This window comes from Cupriavidus sp. KB_39 (assembly GCF_052114485.1).
Classification (GTDB): domain Bacteria; phylum Pseudomonadota; class Gammaproteobacteria; order Burkholderiales; family Burkholderiaceae; genus Cupriavidus.
This window is the reverse complement of record NZ_JBFREV010000023.1, coordinates 43,277-67,802: the sequence shown is the minus strand read 5'-3', so window position 1 is coordinate 67,802 and position 24,526 is coordinate 43,277. Positions and strand designations below refer to the sequence as shown.

The 24,526-nt window shown below is 65.1% G+C and carries 23 protein-coding genes and 1 pseudogene; 12 read left to right on the top strand and 12 right to left on the bottom strand.

Translation table 11 applies throughout. The features are described from left to right. The 4 genes from AB4Z27_RS18030 to AB4Z27_RS18015 form a co-directional block, all read right to left on the bottom strand. Nucleotides 1–348, bottom strand: a complete 348-nt coding sequence (locus AB4Z27_RS18030; protein WP_441644950.1) for a succinate dehydrogenase — start codon at nucleotides 346–348, stop codon at nucleotides 1–3. Next, the gene (locus tag AB4Z27_RS18025) at nucleotides 345–680 is read right to left on the bottom strand and encodes a succinate dehydrogenase (protein ID WP_092293585.1); all 336 of its coding nucleotides are present in this window, start codon (nucleotides 678–680) and stop codon (nucleotides 345–347) included. The genes AB4Z27_RS18030 and AB4Z27_RS18025 overlap by 4 nt, the downstream gene beginning before the upstream one ends. Before the next feature lie 2 nt (nucleotides 681–682). Further along, a complete protein-coding gene (locus tag AB4Z27_RS18020) occupies nucleotides 683–1,417 on the bottom strand; it encodes a succinate dehydrogenase/fumarate reductase iron-sulfur subunit (RefSeq protein WP_092293587.1) in 735 nt (244 codons plus the stop codon). Between the two features lie 142 nt (nucleotides 1,418–1,559). Beyond that, nucleotides 1,560–2,525, bottom strand: coding sequence for a LysR substrate-binding domain-containing protein (locus AB4Z27_RS18015; RefSeq protein WP_441591334.1), 966 nt, complete (start codon nucleotides 2,523–2,525; stop codon nucleotides 1,560–1,562). A 188-nt stretch (nucleotides 2,526–2,713) separates the two neighbouring features. Here AB4Z27_RS18015 and AB4Z27_RS18010 point away from each other — a divergent pair, with 188 nt between their 5' ends. After that, nucleotides 2,714–4,228: a CoA-acylating methylmalonate-semialdehyde dehydrogenase gene (locus tag AB4Z27_RS18010; RefSeq protein ID WP_092293591.1), complete on the top strand. Its 1,515-nt coding sequence runs from the start codon at nucleotides 2,714–2,716 to the stop codon at nucleotides 4,226–4,228. Between the two features lie 316 nt (nucleotides 4,229–4,544). Here AB4Z27_RS18010 and AB4Z27_RS18005 read toward each other — a convergent pair whose 3' ends face one another. Beyond that, nucleotides 4,545–5,411 carry a LysR substrate-binding domain-containing protein gene (locus AB4Z27_RS18005; protein ID WP_092293593.1) on the bottom strand — a complete coding sequence of 289 codons (867 nt, stop codon included), beginning with the start codon at nucleotides 5,409–5,411 and terminating at the stop codon, nucleotides 4,545–4,547. 125 nt (nucleotides 5,412–5,536) lie between these two features. Between AB4Z27_RS18005 and AB4Z27_RS18000 the strand changes: the two genes are divergently transcribed. The 7 genes from AB4Z27_RS18000 (at nucleotide 5,537) to AB4Z27_RS17970 (ending at nucleotide 14,514) form a co-directional block, all read left to right on the top strand. Continuing rightward, nucleotides 5,537–6,124, top strand: a complete 588-nt coding sequence (locus tag AB4Z27_RS18000; protein WP_092293595.1) for a cysteine dioxygenase family protein — start codon at nucleotides 5,537–5,539, stop codon at nucleotides 6,122–6,124. A 113-nt stretch (nucleotides 6,125–6,237) separates the two neighbouring features. Further along, on the top strand, nucleotides 6,238–7,851 hold the full coding sequence (locus AB4Z27_RS17995) for a rhodanese-like domain-containing protein (protein ID WP_441644949.1): 1,614 nt from the start codon (nucleotides 6,238–6,240) through the stop codon (nucleotides 7,849–7,851). A gap of 70 nt (nucleotides 7,852–7,921) precedes the next feature. Next, nucleotides 7,922–8,923: a Bug family tripartite tricarboxylate transporter substrate binding protein gene (locus AB4Z27_RS17990; protein WP_092293599.1), complete on the top strand. Its 1,002-nt coding sequence runs from the start codon at nucleotides 7,922–7,924 to the stop codon at nucleotides 8,921–8,923. An 80-nt stretch (nucleotides 8,924–9,003) separates the two neighbouring features. Beyond that, nucleotides 9,004–10,227, top strand: a complete 1,224-nt coding sequence (gene metC / locus AB4Z27_RS17985) for a cystathionine beta-lyase (RefSeq protein WP_092293601.1) — start codon at nucleotides 9,004–9,006, stop codon at nucleotides 10,225–10,227. Next, the gene (locus tag AB4Z27_RS17980; RefSeq protein WP_441591330.1) at nucleotides 10,211–11,236 is read left to right on the top strand and encodes a M14 family metallopeptidase; all 1,026 of its coding nucleotides are present in this window, start codon (nucleotides 10,211–10,213) and stop codon (nucleotides 11,234–11,236) included. The genes metC and AB4Z27_RS17980 overlap by 17 nt, the downstream gene beginning before the upstream one ends. Nucleotides 11,237–11,294: 58 nt before the next feature. Beyond that, nucleotides 11,295–12,263: a Bug family tripartite tricarboxylate transporter substrate binding protein gene (locus AB4Z27_RS17975; RefSeq protein ID WP_441591329.1), complete on the top strand. Its 969-nt coding sequence runs from the start codon at nucleotides 11,295–11,297 to the stop codon at nucleotides 12,261–12,263. Nucleotides 12,264–12,267: 4 nt separating this feature from the next. Then, a complete protein-coding gene (locus tag AB4Z27_RS17970; protein ID WP_441644948.1) occupies nucleotides 12,268–14,514 on the top strand; it encodes a molybdopterin-dependent oxidoreductase in 2,247 nt (748 codons plus the stop codon). A 55-nt stretch (nucleotides 14,515–14,569) separates the two neighbouring features. On the opposite strand, the pseudogene AB4Z27_RS17965 reads toward AB4Z27_RS17970, so the two are convergent. Both AB4Z27_RS17965 and AB4Z27_RS17960 read right to left on the bottom strand, forming a co-directional pair. Next, nucleotides 14,570–14,794 (bottom strand): annotated as a pseudogene (locus AB4Z27_RS17965) (cupin domain-containing protein); the annotation flags it as partial. Between the two features lie 132 nt (nucleotides 14,795–14,926). After that, a complete protein-coding gene (locus tag AB4Z27_RS17960; RefSeq protein ID WP_441644947.1) occupies nucleotides 14,927–15,910 on the bottom strand; it encodes a LacI family DNA-binding transcriptional regulator in 984 nt (327 codons plus the stop codon). A gap of 184 nt (nucleotides 15,911–16,094) precedes the next feature. Between AB4Z27_RS17960 and AB4Z27_RS17955 the strand changes: the two genes are divergently transcribed. Next, nucleotides 16,095–16,973 (top strand): isocitrate lyase/PEP mutase family protein, encoded by an 879-nt coding sequence (locus AB4Z27_RS17955; protein ID WP_441591327.1) that lies wholly within the window; start codon nucleotides 16,095–16,097, stop codon nucleotides 16,971–16,973. A gap of 26 nt (nucleotides 16,974–16,999) precedes the next feature. Continuing rightward, entirely contained in the window at nucleotides 17,000–17,974 is a 975-nt protein-coding gene (locus tag AB4Z27_RS17950) for a Bug family tripartite tricarboxylate transporter substrate binding protein (RefSeq protein WP_441644946.1), read from the top strand. An 84-nt stretch (nucleotides 17,975–18,058) separates the two neighbouring features. Here AB4Z27_RS17950 and AB4Z27_RS17945 read toward each other — a convergent pair whose 3' ends face one another. Beyond that, nucleotides 18,059–18,478: a hypothetical protein gene (locus tag AB4Z27_RS17945; RefSeq protein WP_255370773.1), complete on the bottom strand. Its 420-nt coding sequence runs from the start codon at nucleotides 18,476–18,478 to the stop codon at nucleotides 18,059–18,061. Between the two features lie 166 nt (nucleotides 18,479–18,644). Between AB4Z27_RS17945 and AB4Z27_RS17940 the strand changes: the two genes are divergently transcribed. Next, on the top strand, nucleotides 18,645–19,046 hold the full coding sequence (locus AB4Z27_RS17940; RefSeq protein WP_441644945.1) for a hypothetical protein: 402 nt from the start codon (nucleotides 18,645–18,647) through the stop codon (nucleotides 19,044–19,046). A gap of 150 nt (nucleotides 19,047–19,196) precedes the next feature. Here AB4Z27_RS17940 and AB4Z27_RS17935 read toward each other — a convergent pair whose 3' ends face one another. Further along, on the bottom strand, nucleotides 19,197–20,321 hold the full coding sequence (locus tag AB4Z27_RS17935; protein WP_441644944.1) for a porin: 1,125 nt from the start codon (nucleotides 20,319–20,321) through the stop codon (nucleotides 19,197–19,199). A gap of 208 nt (nucleotides 20,322–20,529) precedes the next feature. On the opposite strand from AB4Z27_RS17935, the gene AB4Z27_RS17930 reads away from it, so the two are divergent. Then, a complete protein-coding gene (locus AB4Z27_RS17930; protein ID WP_092293617.1) occupies nucleotides 20,530–21,165 on the top strand; it encodes a MarR family winged helix-turn-helix transcriptional regulator in 636 nt (211 codons plus the stop codon). Here AB4Z27_RS17930 and AB4Z27_RS17925 read toward each other — a convergent pair. Genes AB4Z27_RS17925 through AB4Z27_RS17915 form a run of 3 tightly spaced genes read right to left on the bottom strand, consistent with a single transcriptional unit; the run spans nucleotide 21,151 to nucleotide 24,502 of the window. Continuing rightward, nucleotides 21,151–22,092: a hydroxymethylglutaryl-CoA lyase gene (locus tag AB4Z27_RS17925; RefSeq protein ID WP_441644943.1), complete on the bottom strand. Its 942-nt coding sequence runs from the start codon at nucleotides 22,090–22,092 to the stop codon at nucleotides 21,151–21,153. The genes AB4Z27_RS17930 and AB4Z27_RS17925 overlap by 15 nt on opposite strands. 20 nt (nucleotides 22,093–22,112) lie before the next feature. Beyond that, on the bottom strand, nucleotides 22,113–23,735 hold the full coding sequence (locus tag AB4Z27_RS17920) for an AMP-binding protein (RefSeq protein WP_441644942.1): 1,623 nt from the start codon (nucleotides 23,733–23,735) through the stop codon (nucleotides 22,113–22,115). Then, nucleotides 23,732–24,502 (bottom strand): enoyl-CoA hydratase/isomerase family protein, encoded by a 771-nt coding sequence (locus AB4Z27_RS17915; RefSeq protein WP_441591322.1) that lies wholly within the window; start codon nucleotides 24,500–24,502, stop codon nucleotides 23,732–23,734. The genes AB4Z27_RS17920 and AB4Z27_RS17915 overlap by 4 nt, the downstream gene beginning before the upstream one ends. Nucleotides 24,503–24,526 lie beyond the last annotated feature (24 nt).

Sequence of the window (24,526 nt, the reverse complement as noted above, 5' to 3'; positions counted from 1 at the left end):
TCAAATAACCCCCAGGGCAAAGATCACGCCGACGCACAGCGACAGCACACCACCCCAACTGATCCACGACAGGCGCGCGTCTCGGGTGGTACTCCATGGCAGGAGTTCAAGCGCCAGCAGTCGCAGGCCAAAGCACATGTGGATGGAMAACAGCAGCACCAGGCCCCATTCGCCGAACTTGACGGCGCCCATGTCGGCGAATTTCAGGAACGCGTCCATACGCGCCTGTTGCTCCAGCGCGAGTCCAAGGACATAGAAGTGCGCGGGCAGGAAGACGCCAAGCGCCAGCCCCGACAGGCGGTGACCAAGGAAGGCCCAGTAGGCGCGGTGGTTTCTCGGAGACTTCATGACAGCARGCCTCCCACTGCGGCAACCGCGCGCAGGCCCATCGACAGCAGCAACAGGCCGAAGAGGAAGCAGCACACCGATGCGGCGCCGCGGCTCAGGCGCGCCCATTCGATCAGGATGTTGCGCAGCCCGATCGGCACGTGCACCGCCACGCTGATCACGAACAGGGAATAGAACGGAATCCAGAAAAGACTGCCCTGCGTGCGCGCGAGAATCTCGGCGGCGGTCAGGCCGCCTCGCACTGCATAGAGGATGATCCCCAGATGTACCAGCACGAACGGCGCCATGACCATCGCGCTGAGGCGCTGAAGGGCGAACAGACGCTGCTCCATGATCAGTCCCCTCCCTTCAGGAATTGCAGCAGGGCATTCTTCTTCAGGCCGGCAATGCTTCCCGTCGGGCTCAGGCTGACCGGGCAGTGCGTCATGCAATTGCCCTGCGTATGGCAGGAATTGCAGCCGCTGCCGGAAGTCGCCTTCTTCAGCACGTCCTTGGGGTCCGCATGACGTTCGTCGTTGAAGAGGGTCCATGCGCGATTCAACGCGGCGGGACCGAGGTACTCCTTGTCCCATGCCACCACGTCGCAGGACGCATAGCAAACGCCGCAGTTGATGCATTCGATGGCAGCGTCGGCCATCTTTCGCTTCTTGCTGGTCGGGGATACCGCGGCCGGGGGCTCATGGCGCGTCGCGGTGCCCACGAAGGTGCTGCCGGCCTTCTTCCATTTGTCGAAGAACTCCGACATGTCGACCACGAGGTCCTTGATGCGCGGCATGTTGCGCAACGGCTCGATGACGATCACGCCATCCTCTTCTACGCGGCTGACGTGGGTGCGGCATGTCCAGCGCGGCTTGCCGTTCACCGTCATCGCGCAGGATCCGCATACCCCAACCCGGCACGCGAAGCGGTAGGACAGGGTTGGTTCGATACGCCGCTGCACTTCGGTCACCACGTCGAGAACGGTCTGGTTCTCGCGCCATGGCACCTCATAGGTCGTGAAATTGCCGTCCTCGGTGCCGCGGGCAATACGTACCTTCAGCGTGCGTTGCGCGGGCTTTGTCGCCTCCATCACTTTTCCCCTGAGTCTTTTGTGGGTGGGTGTTGAAGCGAGTTTAAGTAATCGATATTTCTGAATCAATATTAAATAACTTGATATTTTTTGAACTAAAAGGCGAAAAGTGCCTTGTAGTCGACGTATTGCGCGACGCGCGTCAGATCAGGGTTGGGGGCGTTGAGGTAAACCCTTGCGCGAAGGACTCTCGCAAGTACTCCACGAAGACTTGCGAGACCCGCGAGGCATGCGCGGAGTAGGGGCGGATGGCGTAGAGCCAATCCCCGAAGGCACCCGCTGAACGCCATTCCGGCAGGACCTCGACGAGCCGTCCGGTTTCCAGCGCCGATTGGGCGCTGAAGTCCGGAAGCAGCGCGATGCCCAGGCCTTCGATTGCGGCATCGCGCAAGGCTTCGCTGTTATTCACGGACAAGGGACCCGTCACCGGCACCGTCACGGGATCGGCATGTCGGACATTGCGCTCCGCCACCGCAGGAACAAAGGTCCATGTGGCCGCGCCCTGCAGCCGTGGATAGTGAAGGCATGCATGGCCCATCAAGGCTTGCGGCGTCTCCGGCGTCCCCCTGCTCCGCAGGTACGCACGGCTTGCCACCAGCACCGAGCGCGTGGCCGCGAGGGTCCATGCGACGTGGGTCTCCGGCGGGGTCGATGTATGCCTGACGGCGATGTCAAAGCCCTCCTGCGCCAGCGGCCGCAATCGATCCGACATATCCAACTCAAGCTGGATCTGCGGATAACGGCGCAGGAAATCGGGCAGACGAGGTATCAGTTGTTGCCTGGCAAAAGCCACTGGCGCCGTCACGCGAAGAAACCCCCTGGGTGCGCCCGCCAGGTCGCGCACCTGGGCGTAGCCCGTTGCGATCTGCTCGAACGCGCCACGCATGGACTCGACCATTTGCCGCCCCGCATCCGTCAACGAAGCGCTGCGGGTAGTCCGCTGCACCAGGGTAATGCCGGCGGCCTTCTCGAGATCCGTAATGTGCTGGCTCATCGAGGCCTTGCTGACGCCAAGGCGTGCGGCAGCTTTGCTGAAACTGCCTTGCTGATGCAGCACCACAAGCCAATGCAGGTGCTCCCAAAGGTCCTCCACGTGGTCCTTGCGCATCCAGACACTCCTTAATCGGCACTTTTTTGATGGGACTTTTCGTATCTATAACATGGCAGTGGCTAAATTTCCTGAACAATATGTTCGGCGGTGGGTGACTACCCCGCGGGAGCGGCCATCCATACACTCCAGTCATCGATCACGCGGCGGGTATGTCGATCCCCGCCCGACACTGACAGGAGATGACCATGACTGCGCCCTATACCCACCCCGCCGAGGTGATTCACTTTGTTTCCGGCGAACCGTATCAAGGCAACGGCGAGCGGTCGCAGGCCGTGTTCAATCCTGCTACTGGCGCGGTCGCGCGCCAGGTTCGACTGGGCACGGCGCAGGACGTCGATGTAGCCGTCGCATCCGCCGCCGCAGCGTTTCCGAAGTGGGCCGATACCCCGCCGATTCGCCGGGCGCGCGTCATGTTCAAGTTCCTCGAACTGATGAACCGGCACAAGGACGAACTTGCCGCGATCATTACCGCCGAGCACGGCAAGGTGCTCAGCGATGCGGCCGGTGAAGTCAGCCGCGGCATCGACATCATCGAATTTGCATGCGGTGTTCCCCAACTGCTCAAGGGCGACTTCACCGACCAGGTCTCCACCGGCATGGACAACTGGACGCTGCGCCAGCCGCTGGGCGTTGTGGCAGGCATCACGCCGTTCAATTTCCCTTGCATGGTGCCGTGCTGGATGTTCCCGGTCGCCATCGCCACCGGCAACTGCTTCATCCTGAAGCCAAGCGAGCGCGATCCTTCGGCATCGCTCTTCATGGCCCGCCTGCTCAAGGAAGCCGGACTGCCCGATGGCGTTTTCAACGTCGTGCAAGGTGACAAGACGGTGGTCGACGCCCTGCTCCATCACCGGGAGGTCAAGGCCGTGAGCTTCGTCGGCTCGACGCCGATTGCGAACTACATCTACGAGACGGGCGCGCGGCTCGGCAAGCGGGTGCAGGCCCTGGGCGGTGCAAAGAACCACATGGTGGTCATGCCCGACGCCGATATCGACCAGGCCGTCGATGGACTGATCGGTGCCGCATACGGCTCGGCGGGCGAGCGCTGCATGGCCATCTCCGTGGCCGTGCTCGTCGGCGACGTGGCGGACAAGATCATGCCGAAGCTGGAAGCGCGCGCACGGGAACTCATCATCAAGAACGGCATGGAAGCTGACGCCGAGATGGGCCCCGTCGTGACCGGCCAGGCGCTCGAACGCATCGAGAACTATGTGGCGCTCGGCGTGCAGGAAGGCGCGAAGCTTGTTGTCGATGGCCGCAACTACAAGGTGCCCGGCCATGAGCAGGGGTTCTTTACCGGCGGAACGCTGTTCGACAACGTCACTCCCGAAATGCGTATCTACAAGGAAGAGATCTTCGGCCCCGTGCTGTCGTGTGTGCGCGTAGACGATTTCGCGCAAGCGGTAAAGCTGGTCAACGAGCACGAGTTCGGCAACGGCGTGGCCTGCTACACGCGGGATGGGCAAGTGGCGCGCGAATTCGCCCGTCGTATCGAAGTTGGCATGGTCGGCATCAACGTGCCGATCCCCGTGCCGATGGCGTGGCACGGCTTCGGCGGCTGGAAGCGCTCGCTGTTTGGCGACATGCACGCCTATGGCGAGGAAGGCGTCCGGTTCTACACCCGGCAGAAGAGCATCATGCAACGCTGGCCCAACGACACCGCGCGCGGCGCCGAGTTCGCCATGCCCACTGCAAACTGATGTCGTCTGCCTAAACGATCGCATCGTCCATGTCTATCCAGGCGGGACGATGCGCTCCCCATCGAAAAACCGGCACATTGGCCTGCGTCTACTTCCACTCCCCCTTCTCCTTTTCCTCCCCCTTCTCCGACCCCGCTCACGCGTGGCTGCTCGCGCAGGTGCGCGCCATGGTGCCTGGCGACTGATTGTTCGGCTGAAAGCAAAACGAAAGCCATCGACAGATAACGATAGGCAATCTTATTCGTTGGCATCCCGCACACCCGCGCCTACGATGGCGCCTTCTTAAGTGTTGCACGGCTGAAATCGCGCGCTCCGGTCACGCGCTGACCAATCCGCGCTGCAGCGCTGTTTTAAGCATCGAGAAGACATGACGCGCGACGGGATTGACCGCATTGGGACGTGCCCAAAGGTAATAGGTGACATCGGGCAACCGCGGCAGGCCGTCGGCTTCGCCGAGGATGCGCATGTCCGCCGCCAGCAGGTCGATGCTGCGTGCGGTGATGCCCAGCCCGCCGCGCAGCGCCGCCTTGATGCCGATCAGGCTGGGCGCCAGATACGCAATGCGCCAGGGCACGCCGGCCTGCGTCAGCGCTTCGAGCGACAGCTTGCGAAACAGGCTCGGCTCGTCGGCCAGAATCAACGGCACCGCCGTACCACGCTCGTAGACGAAATCCGCCGAGCAGACCCAGATCGTCGGGGTGGTCCGCAGCACGATGCCGTCGAGCGTGTTGTCTTCGCGCGTGGAAACCGTCAGGTCGATCTCGCCGCGTCGCAGGGAATCCATCAGGAATGGGCTTCGCCCCACGTGGATCTCCAGCCGCAGGGCGGGAGAGGATCGCGCGATGTGCGACAGCAGCCCCGGCAGGATGGTGTCGGCCACGTCATGCGGCGCGCCGATGCGGAGGGAGCCAGTCAGGTCGCCCTCGCGCAACATGCGCAGGGCTTCGTCGTTGATCGTCAGCAACTGCCGCGCGTACTCCAGCAGCTTCTTGCCATGACGCGTCAGGTGCTTGCCACGCCCCTGGCGYTCGAACAGCGGCAGCCCGATCTGCTCTTCCAGCCGCTGCATCTGCTGGGTCACGGCCGATTGGGTGCGCTGCACGGTTTCGGCGGCAGCGCCAAAGGTCTCGTGGTCGGCGATGGCCACCAGGGTGCGAAGCAAGTCCAGGTCAAGATTACGCATTCATTAGACCTGCTAATGGATTTTCGTTGCGCATTAAGTGGTTTTCAGGACAGGTGTTCATTACAGTGAAACTCGACACACCGTTCTACCCGTCAAAAACAACGATTGCAAGGATTGATCGCAACATGTCCATCGCACAACAGCGCCAGGCAGCCGTCGGAGACACCATTGAATCCATTAGGAACATCGTAGACAGGGGCGGCGTGACTCGCGCCAGTCTGGCCGATGTCCTGACCCATGTGGAAGACCTGGCCGCGCACACCGAATTCTGGGCCGAGGCCGATTACCCGCCCCCGGAGCCCGGCGAGCGCCAGGCGCGCTACCTCATCGCCGAGGATCCGGACAAGACCTACGCGCTTTACCTGAACGTCATGCGCCCCGGCAAGCGCATTCCGCCGCACAACCACACCACATGGGCCTGCGTGGCCGGCGTCAGCGGCGTGGAATTCAACGACGTCTACGCGCGCACGGACGATGGCAGCCAGCCAGGCGTGGGCACGCTCGAGCACTCGCGCACGGTAGAGGTGGGGCCGCGCCACGGCATCGCCCTGCTGCCGGATGACATTCACTCGGTCGAGATCCGCGGTGACGACGTCATCCGCCACCTGCATATGTACGGCCGCGCGCTGGAAACGCTGACCGACCGGCTGACGTTCGACCTCGAGACCGGACGCTGCCAGATCATGAACATGGGCGTACAGACCCGCCGGTAACCACAGCCGCCTGAGGGGGGCCTGCGCCAGACAAGGCCGCCCCCCGACTCCTGACACAGCACGCCGAATTTTCCTCTCTGCGGAGAGGACGGCCCCCTATCGCCCGGAATTTCATGAGCCATCCACACCACACCGCTGTCGACGCCGCCACCCTGAAAGGCTGGCTGCACGATGCCGACGAAATCGCGCTGTTCGACGTGCGAGAGCACGGCCAATACGGCGAAGGCCATCCGTTCTACGCCGTGCCGCTGCCATTCAGCCGCCTGGAACTCGATGTCGGGCGACTGGCGCCGCGCACTGACGCGCGCATCGTGCTGGCCGACAATGGCGACGGCGTGGCGCAAGCCGCCGCCAGTGCGCTGGCGCGGCTCGGCTACACGGCGCTGTTCGTGCTCGACGGCGGCATGCCGGCATGGCAGGCCGCCGGCTACACCCTCTTCGCCGGGGTCAACCTGCCTTCGAAGACGTTCGGCGAACTGGCCGAGCATCACTACGGCACGCCGCGCGTCTCGGCGGCCGAGCTTGCCGCGATGCAGGCCGGCCCGAACGCCCCGGTTGTGCTCGATGGCCGCCCGATCAGCGAATTCCGCAAGATGAACATCCCGGGCGCCATCTGCTGCCCCAATGGCGAGCTGGCCTATCGCCTGCGCGATCTGGTGCCCGATCCCGCCACGCCGATCGTCATCAATTGCGCGGGACGCACGCGCAGCATCATCGGCGCACAGTCGCTGATCAACGTCGGTGTCAGCAACCCGGTCTACGCGCTCGAAAACGGCACGCAGGGCTGGTATCTGAACGACTTCACGCTCGAACACGGCGGCACGGCCCGGTATCCGGACAACGCCACCCCGCGCGACCTCGACGCCGCGCGCCATGCCGCACAGTCGCTGGCCGCGCGCTTCAACGTGCCGCACATCGCTGCGGCGCAGGCCATCGGCTGGCTGGCGGACCGGTCGCGCACCACCTACCTKTGCGACGTGCGCACAGCCGAGGAATTCGCTGCGCAGACCCTGCCCGGCGCGCAGCACACGCCGGGCGGCCAGCTGATGCAGGCCACCGACCAGTACGTCGGCGTACGCCGGGCGCGGTTGGTGCTGTTCGATGCGGAAGGCGTCCGTGCGACGGTGGTGGCGAGCTGGCTGCGCCAGATGGGCCACGACGCCGTGGTCCTCGATGGCGGGCTGCAGGCCGGGCTGGCGGCCGGCGTCAAGGCCGCGCAAGGGCCCACGCATGGAGCGATCTCGCCGGAGGCCGTCAGCGTTGCGGCACTGGCCGCCGGTCTCGTGGACCGGTCGATGCTGGCCATCGATCTGCGCGGCAGCATGAGCTTCCGCGCCGGCCATATCGCCGGGAGCCAGTGGACCACGCGCGCGCGGCTCGCGCATGACCTGCATGGCGTGCCGCACGACACCACACTGGTGCTCGTCGGTGATGCCGATGGCGACGATCCGGCCGACATCGCCGTGCGCGACCTCCATGCGCTCGGCTATCCCGATGTGCGGCGCCTGCAAGGCGGCCTGCACGCATGGCGCGCCGCTGGCCTGCCGACCCATCAGGGCGCCGACACGCTGCCCGCTGCGCGCTGCATCGACTACCTGTTCTTCGTCCACGACCGCCACGACGGCAACAAGGCCGCCGCGCGCCAGTACCTGGCGTGGGAAACCGGCCTGATCGCGCAGCTGGACGCGCAGGAACTGGCCACATTCCACTTCCCGCCCATCGCCTGATTTCATCTCACCCCTGCACCGCCGCCCTAAACCTGCCATATAAGAACGAGGTCGCCCCATGTCACGCCCGATGTCATCCCGTCTTTCGCAGTACCTGGTTGCAGCACTCGCCGTCACCGCCGCTGCCACGACGAGCCTTGCGTCGGCACAGCAGCCGCTGGCCCCGGTGAATGGCTTCCCGACGCAGCCGCTGCGCATCGTGTCGCCCTTCCCTGCCGGCGGTGGCAACGACGCCGTTTCGCGCGTGGTGGCCACGCGCCTGTCGCAGGTGCTGGGCCAGAGCGCCGTCATCGACAACCGTGGCGGCGCAGGGGGCAACATCGGCACGCGCTATGCGGCGGAATCGAAGGCGGACGGCTATACGGTGCTGACCTCGCAAGTGTCGATCATGGCGGTGAACCCGACGCTCTATCGCTCGCCGGGCTTCGACCCCGTCAAGCAGTTCATCCCGGTCACGCAGATCAACGCGGCACCGCTGGCTATCGTGGTATCGGCCAACGCCCCGTGGAAGACCTTCGAGGAGCTGGCCACCCAGGCCAAGGCGCAGCCACAGAAGATCACTTACGCCACGCCCGGCAACGGCACGCTGTCGCATCTGGTGGGCGTGGTGCTGGACAAGGACAGCAACGTGTCGCTGCAGCATGTGCCGTACAAGGGCGCGGGGCCGGCCATCAACGACCTGCTTGGCGGACAGGTGGATGTGCTGATCACGTCGACCTCCTCGGTGGCGGGCTTCATCCAGACCGGCCGCATGCGGGCATTGGCCGTCACCAGCCCGCGCCGTCTCGGGGTATTCACCAAGGTGCCGACGCTTGAAGACCTGGGCTATCGCAATGCACGATTCGAGGACTGGTACGGCTTCTTCGTGCCGGCCGGCACGTCGCCGGAACGCGTGGCGCTGCTGAATCGCGCCATCGTGCAGGTGCTGCAGATGCCGGACGTGGTGAAGACAATCAACGAAGGCGGCAGCGACGTGGTGGGCAACACGCCGGAGGCCTTCGCGGCGCAGTTGAAGCTGGACATCTCGCGCTGGTCGCAGATCGTCAAGCTCTCCGGCGCGCACGTCGACTGACCCCCGATCCGGCATTAGCACAACAGGGCACGGTCCTTGCGACGTCCCGTACAACCATGAGCCATCCCCCCAGGCCAACCATGACACCATCGCTTCCTACCCGCCTTGCCCATGCCGGACGCACATATGCCGTGCAAGGCGGCCAGCCCGTGAACCCGCCGGTGGTGCGCGCCAGCACCGTCCTGTTCGATTCCGTGGCGCAGCAACGCGAAATGCGTGCGCGCCGCGATACCGAGCGGCTGTTCACCTACGGCGCGCGCGGCAATCCGACGAACTTCGCGCTGGAAGACATGGTGACCATGCTCGAGGGCGGCTATCGCACGCGGCTGTTTCCCTCGGGGCTGGCCGCTGCCGCGATGACCATCCTCGCCTACGTGCGGCCGGGACAACATGTGTTGCTGCCCGATTGCGTCTACGAGCCCGTGCGCAACCTGGCCAACGGCTTCCTGCGCCAGCACGGCATCGCCACTGATTTCTATGCGGCGGATGGGTCCGATCTCGACGCGAAGCTGCGGCCCGAAACGCGACTGGTCTATGTGGAAGCGCCCGGCTCGCTGGTCTATGAGATGTGCGACCTGCCGGCACTGGCCGCCCGTGCCCACGCCCATGGGGCGCTGGTTGCGGCGGACAACACCTGGGGTTCTGGCCTGCTGTACCGGCCGCTGGAACTCGGCGCCGATATCTCGCTGATGGCGGCCACCAAATATCTCGGCGGCCATTCCGACGTGATGATGGGCACCGTCTGCACCACCGAGGCGGCGTGGCCGGAACTGGCGACGATGGCCGATGCGTTCGGCATCACGGTGAGCCCGGACGACGCGTATCTGGTGCAACGCGGCATCCGCACGCTTGGCGCCCGTCTGGCACAGCATCAGCAGAGTGCCCTCGCAGTGGCCCACTGGCTGCTCGATCGTCCCGAAGTGGCCGACGTCTTCTGCCCTGCCCTGCCGCACGATCCCAACCATGCCCTCTGGCAACGCGACTGCCACGGCACCAACGGCCTGCTGTCGTTCACGTTGCGCTCGCAGGCACCGGTGGCGCCGGAGCGGTTCGTCGACAGTCTCAAGCTGTTCGGCATCGGCGCCTCGTGGGGCGGCTTCGAGAGCCTGGCCGTGCTGGCCGACATGCGCCGCGCGCGCAGCGTCACGGACTGGGCCGCCCATGGCACCGTGATCCGCCTGCACATCGGCCTGGAAGGCGTGCCCGACCTGCTGGCCGACCTCGACCAGGCCTTCGCCGCGATTGCCGATATAGCCGATCTACCCCTCACACATCAGGAGTCTTCCCATGCCCATCATCGGTGACTGGCTGCGCCAGCAATCCGGCCCGGCCCGCACCAGCGGGCAACTTCCCGTTGGCTCGATGGCTTCGGGGATGTCCGTCACGCTGCCCTATGTCGCGGTGCGCGGCGCACAACCGGGCCGCACGCTATGGCTGCACGGCCAGGTGCATGGCGACGAAATCAACGGCATGGTGGCCGCACTGCGCTTCGCGCGCAGCCTCGATCCCGCCACCCTGCGCGGCAATGTCGTGGTGACGCCCACGGGCAATCCGCAAGCGCTGGACGCGCGCCGCAAGCGCAATCCCTACGACGAACTCGATCTCGACCAGACATATCCGGGTAACGCCGGTGGACTCGTCTCGGAACGTCTCGCCCATGCCCTGATGAGCGAAATCCGTGGCGTGGCGGACGTGCTGATCAACCTCCATACGATGAACCCGCTGTTCGACGCGCGGCCCTACACGGTCTACAAGGTGCACCCGGACAGCCGCGTCACCGAGGCCGATGTACTGGCCGCAATGGCGCCGTTTCATCCGCATGTTGCCTGCCAGCAGGACGTCGGCGGCAAGGGCGAACTTCCCGGCAATATCGCTGGCGCGCTCGACTATCAGTGCCTGGCCGCCGGCGTCTGCGCGTTCATGCTCGAACTGGGCAGCGGGAGCCGCTTCGAGGCCGACAACATCGCAGTGGCGGAAACCGGCTTCCACACACTGGCCGTGCAGATGGGCATCCTCGATGCCACGCCGGACAGACCGGCCAAGCCGGCTGCCACCAGCCTGCGACGCGTCAAGCGGCGCGGCTGGATCACGGCCGACGAAGGGGGCCTGTTCCTCCCGGCGGCGCGCGCGGGCGATCTGGTGCCGGAAGGCGCATCGATTGGCGACACGCTGAAGCTCGACGCGTCGCTCACACCCGTGAAGCCGCTATCACGCGATGGCGTGCTGATCGGCCTGCGTAGCGATCCCGTCGTCCATACCGGCGAGCGCCTGGCGTTCGTGGCCTGGGAATGGGACACGGTGTCGATTTCCTGACTTGCAGCGTCCCGCCATGCGGCGAAGTGAAGTTTTACTGGTTGACCGGAGTTTGATCATGTTTGCACGCGCGTTGCGCCTTCTCGTTCCCTTCCTTGCCGTCACCGCGCCGCTCGCCGCCCATGCGGCCTGGCCCGATGCATCGAAGCCAATCCGCGTAGTGGTGGGCTTCCCGCCSGGCGGCGGCGCCGATGCGCTCGCGCGCGCCATTGCGCCCGCGCTGTCGGAGCACCTCAAAGCCAATGTCATCATCGACAACCGTCCCGGCGCGGGCGGACTGATCGCCACGGATCTGGTCGCGAAGTCCGCGCCGGACGGCTATACGCTGTACGTCGCCACGCCGGGCTCGTTCACGATCTGGCCGAACCTGCGCAAGCTGAACTACGACCCGCAGAAGGACTTCGCACCGATCAGCGTGCTGGTCACGATGCCCAATGTGCTGGTCACAGGCGCCGATGCGCCCTACAAGGACGTACACGGCATGCTCGCGGCCCTGCGCAGCGCCAATGGCAAGTTCTCGTACGCGTCGGGTGGCAACGGCACCATCGGCCAGATCGCGGCCGAGCAGTTCAAGATGCTGACGGGGCTGCAGATGCAGCATGTGCCGTACAAGGGCACCACGCCCGCGCTGACCGATGTGATGGGTGGCATCGTGCCGATCACGTTCTCGGATCCCTCGGCAAAGCCGCTGATCGCCTCGGGAAAGCTGCGTGCGCTGGCCGTGACCACCGCCACGCGCTCGCCGCAGTTCCCCGGCGTGCCGACCGTCGCGGAATCGGGCGTTCCCGGTTATGACGTCACCAACTGGTACGGGCTGGTGGCGCCCGCCGGCACGCCGGCCGAGGTCATCGCGCAGTTGAACAAGGCACTCGTGAAAGTGATGGCCGATCCGGACATCCGACAGCGTCTGGCGGTTTCCGGCATGGACGCCACGTCGGACACGCCGCAGCAGTTCGCCAAGCTGCTGAATACGGAGCGCGCCAAATGGGGCGACCTGATCCGCAAGGCTGGCATCCAGGGCGATTGAGACCGTGACGATTCGCCGCTACCCGCAACTGGCGCATTGGGGCGCCTTCACGGCAGTCGTGGAAGACGGCCGGTTGATCCGCTGCGAGCCATTCGCGGCGGATCCCAACCCCTCGCCGTTGCTCGAATCGATCGCGCCGATGGTCTACTCGCCCACCCGCATTCGCACGCCGATGGTGCGGCGCGGCTGGCTCGACAAGCGCGAGGCTGCCGATGGCCACGCACGCGGACGCGATGATTTCGTCGAAGTGTCGTGGGATGTGGCGCTCGATCTCGTCGCCAGCGAGATTACGCGGGTCCGCGACGCCCATGGTCCGTCCGGCGTGTTCGGTGGATCGTACGGCTGGTCGTCGGCAGGCCGGCTGCACCATGCGCGTTCACTGATCCGCCGGTTTCATTTCAGCGGCGGCGGCTGTGTCGATCAGGTCGGCAACTACAGCTGGGGCACGGCGCAGTTCCTGTTGCCGCATGTGATTGGCACTGACCGCCCGCTGACCGGCCGCGTGACCGCATGGCCCAGCCTGATCGCGAACACCGAGATCTTCATCGCCTTTGGCGGGTTGGCGCTCAAGAATGGCCAGGTCTCATCCGGCGGCGCGGCCGAGCACACGCAGGAAGGCTGGCTGCGCAAGCTGGCTGCCAGTGGCGCCACGGTCATCAACATCAGCCCCACCCGCGACGACTGCCCCGACTTTCTTGGCGCCGAATGGATTCCGATTCGCCCGAACACCGATGTTGCGCTGATGCTCGCGCTGGCCTACGAGTTGCGCCGCGCCGATGCGCACGACACGGCGTTCCTGCAGACGCACTGCAGCGGCTGGGCTGAACTCGAAGGCTATCTGCTCGGACACAGCGACGGCTCGCCAAAGACACCGGCCTGGGCCGCTGCCATCACTGGCATTCGCGCGGAGCGCATCGAACAACTGGCGACGCAGCTCGCGGGCAAGCGTAGCTACATCACCTGCAGCTTTGCCGTGCAACGCCAGCACCGCGGCGAGCAGCCGTACTGGATGGCYATTGCGCTGGCGGCCATGCTCGGCCAGATCGGCCTGCCCGGCGGCGGCTTCGGCTTYGGCCATGGGTCSATGAACGGCGTCGGCAATCCGCGCGTGGCCACACCGGGGCCGGAGATGCCGGTCGGGCGCAACCCGGCCCAGCTGGACATTCCCTGCGCGCGGCTCTCGGACATGCTGCTCCATCCGGGCACCCCCTATCGCTTCCGCGGCGACACCCGCCACTATCCCGAYGTGAAGCTGATTCACTGGGCCGGCGGCAATCCGTTTCATCATCACCAGCAGCTGTCGCGGCTGCGYGAGGCGTGGGCGCGGCCACAGACCGTCATCGTCCAGGACATCTGCTGGACTGCCACGGCGCGCCATGCGGACATCGTGCTGCCCGTCACCACGGCGCTCGAGCGCAAGGACATTGGCGGATCGTCGCGCGATCGATACGTGCTGGCGATGCATCAGGCCATTGCGCCGCTGCATCAGGCGCGCAGCGATCTCGACATCTTTACCGATCTGTCGGACCGGCTGGGGTACCGCGAAGCCTTCACCGAGAACCGCGACGAGAAGGGTTGGCTCGCCGCCATCTACGCGCGATGCCGGGACGCCCAAGCGCAGGCCGGCATCGAACTCCCGGCATTCGAGCAGTTCTGGCGCACCGGCTACGTCGCGCTGCCGCCGCCGACGGAGGACTTCGTGCTGTTCGACGATTTCCGTCACGACCCCGCCGCGCATCCCTTGCGCACGCCGAGCGGCCGCATCGAACTCGCCAGCCCGACCCTCGGGACCCTGTCGGACGATTGCGGCACRCATCCGAACTGGCAACCGCCCGTGGAATGGCTTGGCGCCCCGGCGGCCGACACGTATCCGCTGCATCTCGTTTCCGTCCAGCCCGCCGATCGGCTGCACAGCCAGCTCGATCCTGCGCCGCTGGCGCAAGCCGGGAAGATTGCGGGGGCGGAGCGGATTACGCTCCATCCCGGGGATGCGGCGGCGCGCGGATTGCATCCCGGCATGCGGGTGCGCGTGCACAACGCGCGGGGCGCGCTTTCCGCCGGACTGGCGATCAGCGACGGCGTCACGCGCGGCGTGGCCGTGATGGCCACCGGCGCCTGGTACGACCCCGATCCGGATGGCGTGGACCGCGCCGGCGCCGCAAATACCCTCACGCTGGACATCGGCACATCAGACCTGACGCAGGGACCGAATGCCATGAGCTGCCTGGTGGAGGTGTCGCGGGATAGCTGAAGCTGCGGCGCCTCGTCAGTCCTGGATACTTCGTTGCCGTCGGCATTCCAGGCCCCTAGTTGTCGTTGACTGTCAGTTCCTTGTCGGCCGAGTCGACGACGAACACAGCCAGCAGCTTCGCGGGCTTTGTCTTGCTTGCATTGCGGCTTACCGGATGACGTGAACCCGGCGTCTCGAAGAAGCTCTCCCCCGCCTTGTACACACGTTCCGGCTCGTCATTCACCTTGCTCGCAATGCTGCCCGAGACGACATATGCATAGATGAACGACGACTTGGCGTGGCGCAAGGCCGGTCGCCGCACAGGCGCGTTCGGTCGAGACGGCCTGGACGAGCCCTTGATCGTGGCGGCGCTGGACGCGCTGACCAGGGTGTGGGGCTAGCATCGGCGCACTGTTGCGGGATGCATTTCGCATCATGTGCTGCCGCGCGGCACGACCTCGAAGCCCAGGTCTTCCGTCATCGGTTGCGCGCGCTCGTCCTCCTGCCGGGACACGATCAGCTCCGCRCTMCGGACGCCGATGCGATAACGAGGAAAACGCACCGTTGTGATGGGCGGCACCATATGTTGCATGAGGTCGTTGTCGTCCGACCCCGCGATGGCAATATCCCCCGGCACGCGCAAACCTCGGCGCGTGCACTCGAGGATGGCGCCGGCCGCAAGCACGTCACCGGCCAGGAACAGGGCCTGTACCGAGGTGTCCCGGCGCATAAGTTCCGCTAGTGCATGGCTGCCGTTTTCCAGGCCCTCGCCCACTTCCAGCACCATCGCCGGATCGACCTCGATGCCCGCCGCGCGCAGTCCGTCGAAAAAGCCGTCGCGCCGCTCGCGCAAGCGCTCGTTATCGCTGATGGGAAGACTGGCAAATCCAAACCTGCGATATCCCCGCGATAGCAGATGGTTCGCCATGGCCCGCCCCGCTTCCCGATTCGAGTAACTGACGGCCATATCGATCGGCTGCGTCGTCAGGTTGCCGGTTTCCACGCAGGGCACGCCGGCATCCTGGAGCAGGTGGCGGGCCGCTTCCGTATGCGTGGTGTTGTGCAGGATGAGGCCACATGGCCGCTGGGACAGGTAGGCCGAGATCAACGTTTCCTCGCGCTCCAGCGAATACCCGCTGTCCGAAATCATCAGGTGCAGGCCGTGGCGCTGCAGGACATCGGAGATGCCCTGGATCGTCTCCGCATACAGCGCGTTCCTGAGGCTGGGAACGATCAACCCGACCAGGCTGGTGCGCCGCGAAGCCAGGCTGCCGGCCACGCGATTGGGTACATAACGCACCGCGCGGATGACGGACTGCACCTGCTCGAGGGTCTCGGGCTTCACGAGGTGCGGCGCGCTGAGGACACGCGAGACGGTCATCGGCGAGACGCCGGCCAGGCGTGCCACCTCCTTCATGGAGAGTTGCCCCGTYGGCTGGGGCTGCKTTGGGTCAACTGGGGCAGACATTGAGATAGTGGACGTTAGACCGCTTGCGGCTTTCGCAGTGTAGCAGCAAGGTTTATCGGGAAATCACTTATATGGTAGCGCTACCAACTCTTCCTATGATAGCGCTACCATTCCCTATACACCGGAGCTTTCCATGAGTCGCAACCAGCGCTTCCGAGCCTTGTTYCAGGCCGGCGACCCCTTTGTCTGCATGGGTGCCTACGACGCGGTTACCGCGAAACTGGCCGAAGCGGCCGGCGCCAARGCRTTGTTTGTCAGCGGCTTCGTCGCGTGTGGCGTCGAGGCTGGCGAACCGGATATGGGGGCGCTGTCCCAGCGCGACATGTTCGAGCACATCCGCCGTGTTTGCCGTGCCACCACCCTCCCCGTCTTTGCCGACGCCGACACCGGTTATGGCGGCATGCTCGATGTGCAGCGCACCATCCGGCTCTGGGAGGAGGCCGGCGCCTCTTGCCTGCACCTGGAAGACCAGTCGCTCCCGAAGAAATGTGGCCACTTCGCGGGCAAACAGCTCATCAGCCGTCACGAGATGGTGCAGAAGCTGCGCGCCATGGTCGATGCACGGCAGGATCCCGATTTCTTCATCGTCGGGCGGACCGACGCCATTGCGGTCAATGGCCTGGATGACGCCATCGCGCGCCTGATCGCCTATGCGGAGGCCGGGGCAGACGGACTCTATGCCGATGCGGTCGAAAGCACGGAGCAGATGCGGGAGATCAGCCGCCAGCTCAAGCCGCTTGGCAAGCCGCTGTTGTTCAACATGGTCACGTCGGGCAAGAGCCCTCGTCTCACGCTGAAACAGATTGGGGAACTCGGCTTCGGGTTCGCACTGTGTCCCGTCGAGCCGCTGCTGGCGATGCACAAGGCCGTGAAGGACATGATGGAAACGTTCCTGCGCAGCGGCGGCGACGTGAGCGCCATCGCCCACATGCTCACGCCATTCGAGGAATACAACGATTTTGTTGGCTTGCACGAGGCAATCGCGCAAGAAGCTCGCTACACCGAGGGCTAAAGCCCCATCGACCGAGGAGACAATGTATGAAGAATGCCCTGATGCCAGCCGTGCTCGCGGGCGCGATGCTCGTCAACTTTGCTCCCGGCGTTGCGGCCCAGGAGTGGCAACCCACGAAGCCCATCCGGATGGTGATTCCGTCCACCCCCGGCGGTGGCACAGACTTTATCGGACGCACCCTCAGCGCCAGGCTATCCGAAGTCCCTGGGTGGCGGGTGGTGCCCGAAAACCGCCCGGGCGCGGCCGGCACCCTTGGGTTGGCCGAGGCCGCGCGCGCGCAGCCGGACGGATATGAGCTGGTCATTGGCCAGACCGCCAACGTCGCGCTGGCGCCCTGGTTGATGAAGCTGACGTTCGACCCGGTAAAAGACCTGACGCCGATCGCCTTTGCCGTGGAAGCGCCGATGGTGCTGCTCGTCAACGCTTCGTCGCCGTACAAGACCTGGGCCGAGCTTGCGACTGCCGCGAAAGCAAGCGGCAAGCCAGTTTCCTTCGCGACATCCGGCACCGGCAGCGTAGCGCACGTGGCCGGGGTGATGTTGCAGAACACGGCGGGCATCAAGCTTCAGCACGTGCCGTACAAGGGCTCGTCACCCGCCATTGCCGACCTGATGGGCGGGCATGTCGACCTCGCGGGAACGTCGGTGGCATCGGCCATCAGCCTTGTCCAGTCCGGCAAGGTGCGCGCGCTCGCCGTGACATCGCAGAAACGCAGCCAGGTCCTGCCAAACGTGCCGGCGCTGGCCGAACTCGGCTACCCGAATTTCCATCAGGTCGAGTGGTACGGCGTGTTCGCGCCACCAAACCTGCCGCCGGCGATTGCGGAACGCCTCAACAAGGAGATCAACAGGGTGCTGCAGGACCCGGACGTGCGCAACACCATTGTGGTCCAGGGCCAGGAACCGCGAACGGAAACCCGCGCGGCATTCGGCGCGTTGGTGCGGAACGACAGTACGAAAGCGAAGGAGATCGTCTCGCAAGCCGGCATCAAACTCGAATGAACACGGCACTGCCGTGGCCGCGCCCGGGCTTGGATCCGTTCATCGTGATGAACGGCGCAGGTAACACTACGAGCGGCCGTCCGGTCAATCCCTGCAGTAGCCTTCGCCCTGGCGAACCGTCAGACAGTTCTTCTTCCCGGCGAGCCATTTCATACCGGTCTCGGCGCCGTTGGTGGCGCGAATGACCTCCTTGGTCCCGTCGCGCTCGAATTCGATCGCGCCGTCGGCATACCGGCCCTCGAACTGGCGCGGGCCATCGAGGTTCTGCACGGTGACGTCGTACTTGCCATGGCCGCCGGCAAGCTCGAGTAACGTGCCTTCGGGGCCSGTCCACTTGCCGAGCCATTCATCGGTGCGCGGTGCGCTGGCCGTAGCTGGCGTGTCTGCCGTCTTCTGTGAAGACGCGTTGCGGTCCGAGCATCCTGCCACGGACACGATGGCGATCAGCAATGCGGCGAGGGATAGATGGGTTGTCTTCATCAGTCGATTGACGTGGGAATGCATGCGCGAATTCTCGCACGGCTGAAAACGAGATGATGCGCGTCTACCACTTGCGGGCGAGCCATCTGGCACTGTATATTTATACAGTAGTCACGACATCCCGGAAAACTGGCCGCCCAAGCCCAGCCCGAGCGTCGTCTCCGCTTTCCCCCCACATCGAAAGGCAATCATGTTCGTGGACCGCACCGAAATCATCAACGCCGCCAAGACACTGCGCGCCAGCCAGGAAGAATCCAGGTACAGCAAGCTCGTCGCGCTCGCGAACAAGCAACTCAAGGCTATGCAGGCAGCGATCCAGAAGGGCAAGGAAGAATTCGAGACCACTCTGGTACTCGATATCAACGAAGACAATCCGCAGGCAGTGGTGGAACCACGCGCGCAACGGCTGGCCGACGACCTCCGGGCACAGGGCTACACCGCAATGGTTACCACGTTTGCGGACGCCAGCACCGACCGCAAGGACTGGATGCCCAATATCACGATCGTCRTCGGCCTGGGCGACATGGGCGCCGAAGCCGATAACGCGATCGCCGAAAGCACGGTGACCGAGGAAACCGAAGCAATGTCCTGACAGTTGCCSGGCRATGCAGGATGCCTGTTCCCTGCTGCTTCGATCCCAGTTCTTACGCCTGCATGCCTCCTGCTCTTCYCGGCTTGACGGGATAAAAAACGGCGCCAATCGATGGCGCCGTGAGTACTGCATGGTTCTGCGATTATCGGATCAGAACCGATGACGCATGCCGAGAAACACCCCAACGCTGTCGTCATGTCCGCCGTACGGGCCGTTCATGCTCGCGCTGACCTTGTTGTAGGTCGCCGCGAGGTAGGTGTCGGTCCGTTTGGAGAAGAAGTAGTCGCCAACGAGGAATGCGGACAGCTTGTGGCCGCTCCCTCCCGCCGCGTTGACGTTGTTGGCGGYATCGTAGATTGCGGCCGCCTTCACGACCACGGCTTGCGTGACCTGGTACGTGGTGCCGAACTGGAACACGTGGTCCGTTCTTGCGGCCGTGCCAGTGCCGATGTTGGTGATACCCGGGTTGGCGTAGAACTGCGCATTGGTGCCGTAGGTCGGCGCGAAGTCCTGGCTGGCGGATGGGGCGAACGCTGCATCCCGCCGCGTGTAAAGGTAGTAGCTGTGGAGCGTAACGGGACCCATCACGTATGACGCGCCAACGCCGGCGTTGGTCTGCTTGTTCCTGGCGGGATCTCGCGCCTGCTGGCCCACCAGACCCAGACCGAGCGGCCCGCGGGTATAGCCCACGCCCGCCGCATAGGTCGAACCCGCCGATGCACCGCCTGCAAGTTCGCCAGCCGAGTAGGCCGCCTCCACCTTCAGCGGTCCCACGACCTGCTGATATTTGAGCGAGTTGTCGAGCCGCGAGCCTTCCAGCAACTGCACCCAGACGTCGCTCGCGCCGGTATTGCCCCAGCCAATGGTGTCGAACGGGAGCAGGATATCGAACGGCACGCTGTACTGGCGGCCGAGCGTGATCTGCCCGTAGTCTGCATTGAGCCCGACCCAGGCCTGACGGCCGAACAACCGCCCGCCCTGCAGCGACACCCCGGCATCCGGGCTAAACCCCGACTCCAGCCTGAAGACCGCAGAAGTACCGCCCCCAAGGTCCTCGCTGCCCAGAATCCCCCAACGCGATCCGTTGAAGAAGCCCGGCACGACGCCCACAGCGCCGCCACTGCCCGTGGCGCGCCCCGCCGCGTTCGTCGCAGCCACCTGATGCGATTGATAGGCAATCGCCGTATCGATCAGTCCGTATAGCGTGACCGATGTCTGAGCATGCGCGGCGCCCGCAACCGTCAGCATGATGCCAAATGTGGAAATCTTCTTCATGACGTCAGCCCACCCGTCGTGCTGGCCTTTGTCATGGCTCCCTTGCCGTCCATTCCGTCTCCTCCTCTTGTTTTACCGCCCTTGAATTGGTTTCCAATGTAAATTACATGATGGACATCGTCAACTATATGGGCGTGGCAATCTGTCGCTTGCCGTGGACAATGCAGTTAGAATCGTTGACAGATTCAACTAACGGGAGCCTTCGCCAATGAGCGCAACGAAACGCAACGCCGGTGCCGCGCCGCGGATCATTACCGACCTGCTTTCCTCACGTCTGCACAACCTGGCAGGCCTCTCCGCCGCGAGCGCATCGTTGCGCGTGCAGCGCAAGTTCGGGCTGACACTGCTGGAATGGCGATCGATTGGCATGCTCGGCGCGCACGCACCGCTTTCCTTGAAGGAGCTCGCACGACGCGCCGCATTGGACAAGAGCTATGCCAGCCGCACCGTATCGGGTCTAATCGAGCGCGGACTGATCGTCAGCGAGCGTAGCGATACCGATGCCCGCGCGGTGCTGCTGAGCCTGACCAAGGCCGGCGATGCGCTCTACCGAAAGGTGATCGTTGACGCCAACGCGCGTAACGAGCGGCTGCTGAGTCCGCTCAGCGCCGAGCAGCGCAAACAGTTGATGGAAATGCTGTCGATGCTCACCACCAGCGCGCGCGACGTGCTGGACGAAGAGCGGCGGGCCGCTGCGGGAGAGACCATCGACGAAGCGGAGACCCCGGCGCCGGCGGCTGACGCCGCCACGGAACAGGGTGGCGGCGCCGACCTCGATCTCGCCGAAATCCGCTCGCTGGTATCGCGCCTCAACCGGCTCGTGGGTGGCTCAGGCGGCGTGTAATACGGCGCGTAGCGGGTTCAGGCCGCTACGCAACACCCGGCTGTGCAACGGTCGACCGAGCACGGCTTCGCATTGCTTCGCAACCGCCAGCATGCCGTCCAGATCGATGCCGGTTCGGACGCCCATCGCGTCAAGCAGCGCCACCCAGTCCTCGGTGCACACGTTTCCGGTATGTCCGCCCCCGTACTGTACCTTGGCGGGATGACCGCCCACGCCGCCCATCGCGCAATCGAAGTGAGTCACCCCGGCTTCCAGCGCGGCAACATAGTTGACCAGGCCAGTGCCACGTGTGTCATGGAAATGCGCAATCGGGGTAACGTCCGGGAAGGCCTTCCGCATGGCGCGGAACAACGCACGCACGGTTAGGGGCGTCGCCATGCCGGTCGTGTCGCCGAGCGTCACGAACCTGACACCGGCATCGCGAAACCGCCCCACATCGCGCAGGACTTCCTGCGGATCGACATGGCCCTCGAACGGGCAGCCGAACGCGACCGAGATTGTGCCGATCATGCGGAAGCGCCCGCGCGCCGCATCTGCCATCGCGCGAATGTTCAACCACTGATCGTCCCGGCTGCGCTTGAGGTTGCGCTCCGAGTGCGACGACGAGGCCGACACCAGCAGGCTCACCTCGGTGGCCCCGAAACCGGCCTCCAGGTCCGCGAGCGCGCGTTGCACCGCGTGGCCGTTAGCGCATGTCGCCTTGTACATCACGCCTTCTCGGCGTGGCAGCGTACGCAGTAGCTCGGTAGCATCCGCAAACTGCGGCACGACCTTCGGATTCGAGTACGACGTGGCCTCCACGCGGGGAAAGCCGATGGCCGCAAATCGATCGACGAGGGCCACCTTGGTTTCGGTGGRCACAAAATCGGGCTCATGCTGCAACCCRTCGCGGGCAAAGCACTCACAGAGGACGACTTCGGCAGTCATGGATGTCTCCGACGCGGGATTCATGGGTTCGACGGGTGAAACAACGCGATGGCGTGCTCGCGCAGCTTGTTCTTCTGCACCTTGCCGCTGGCGGTCATGCCGATGCGCTCGAAGTCCGTCACGATGGCGGCGTAGCGCGGGGTACGGAAATTTGCCATGCGCGGCCTGGCCCATGCGAGCAACGTCTCGGCATCCAGCGTCGCGCCGGCCTTGAGCGTGACGAACGCGGCCGGCACTTCGCCCAGCCTCGCGTCGGGCACCCCCACCACCTGGGCTGAAGCCACGGCGGGATGGGACAGCAGGGCCTGTTCCACTTCGGCAGGCGCCACGTTCTCACCGCCGACGCGGAACACGTCCTTGAGCCGGCCGACCAGCCGCAGGCGTCCATCGGTGCGCAACGCCCCAAGATCGCCGGTGCGCAGCCAGCCGTCCGCGGTGAATACCTTGGCGTTCGCCTCGGGCTGCTTGTAGTAGCCCCGCATGACGCCCCAGCCCTTGACCTGGATCTCGCCCACCTCGTCGACGCCACAGACGACGCCCGACGCCTCATCGATGATCCGCACCGCCACGCCTTCATGCGGGAGCGCGAACCCACCCACGCGCAGCGCTGCATCGTCGCGCCAGTCATTGATCACGACGTTGGGCGACGCCTCCGACAGCCCATACGCCCAGCAAATCGTCTCGATGCCCATCTCGTCGATGATGCGCTGCATCGTGTCGGCGCCTGCCGCGGCCCATCCACCGCGCAGATGCAAACGCGAGCGGTCGAACGACGGGTGGGAGATCAGCATCTGGAACAACGTCTCATTGCCCGAGAYGAACGTGCAGCGCTCCCGCTCCATCATCGCCAGCGCGGCGCCGGCATCGAACGTCGGCAGGGTGGCGATGCTCGCGCCCGCGCACAGCGCGCAAAGGAGGGACAGCGTGGAGCCGGCCACATGAAAGAACGGCCGACAGTTGAAATAGCAATCCGATGCTTCGATGCCAAGCCGCTGCCCGACAGCCGAGGCGTTGCGCAGCATATTGTCGTGCGTGAGCATCACGCCCTTCGGGTACGCCGTGGTGCCCGACGTGAACTGGATCAGCAGCAGGTCATCCGGCGTCACGGCGCGCATGGCWTYCGCGAGCGCTTCATCGCTCAGGGCATCGCCGGCGGCGAGAAATGCCTCCCAGCCGATCCCAGCGTGCGGCACATCGTTGCCGACCACCACCACGTCGCCGAGCAGTGGCAGCGCCTGCCCCGGCAGTTCATGGTCGACAGCGGGTTCCACCTCGCGGAGGAAACCCATGAAATCGATCTTCAGGAAGCGGTCCGCCAGGATCAGCAGCCGCACATCGGACTGGCGCAGGCAGTACTCGATTTCCGCAGCCTTGAAGCGGGTGTTGACCGGCACGGTCACGGCACCGATCAGCGCAGCGCCGTAGAAGCTCGCCACCCAATTCACATCGTTACCGCACAGCAGGCCGACGAATTCTCCGCGCTTCACGCCGCGCGCCAGCAGCGCCTTGGCAACGCGGCGCGATTGCGCTTCGAGGTCGCGCCACGTGGCGGCCCCGTCAGGCGTGACCAACGCGCGCCGCGCCCCACCCAGGCTGGCCTGCTGCGCCAGCACTGCTGCCAATGTGCGAGGTTCCCACGTCATGCTCTACCTCCAAATCCACCAATTCCCGCCCGCCAGTCGGAGCGGGCCAGGTTCTCTTCGATTGCCAGAAGTTCTTCCGCCAGCGCACCGCGCGGGCCCAGCTCGATGCCGCGATCGATGCAGCGTTTGGCCAGGCGCATGCCCAGCGGCGGTGCCTTGGCGATGCTTGCCGCCATGGCGGCCACTTCGGCGTCCAGGCTCTCAGGCGCGACAACGCGCGTGACGAGGCCGACGTCCTGCGCTTCCGCCGCCGTCAGGCGTCGTCCGGTGAACATCATGTCCTTGGCCAGCCGCTTGCCGACGATSCGCGCCAGTCGCTGGGTTGCACCCACGGTGCCCCACTGCGCCTCAGGCGTCCAGAACGTAGCGTCGGGCGTGGCAACTGCAAGGTCGCAGGCSGCAGCAATCTCCACGCCAGAACCGGCCGCCGARCCGGCTACCACCGCGATCACTGGCATCGGCAGGCGTTCCAGCGCGTCGTAGGCAAAGAATCCACGCATGCGGCGGGCCAGCACCTGCGCTTCATCCATCGTCTTGCGCTCCTTGAGGTCGGCGCCGGCGCAGAACGCCGGACCGGCAGCGCGCACCAGCACCACGCGCACGTCCGGATCGGCGGCAGCCGCCGTGGCGGCRGCCTGCAACCCCTCGCACATGGCCAGGTTCAGCGCATTGCGGCTATCCGGCCGGTTCAGCGTGATGGTGGCAACGCCGCCTTCCACCGCGTAGAGCACGGCGGGGGCTGTGCCCGTTTCGTTCGATTCAGTCATGGTTATCTCGATACGCCTCGGTYT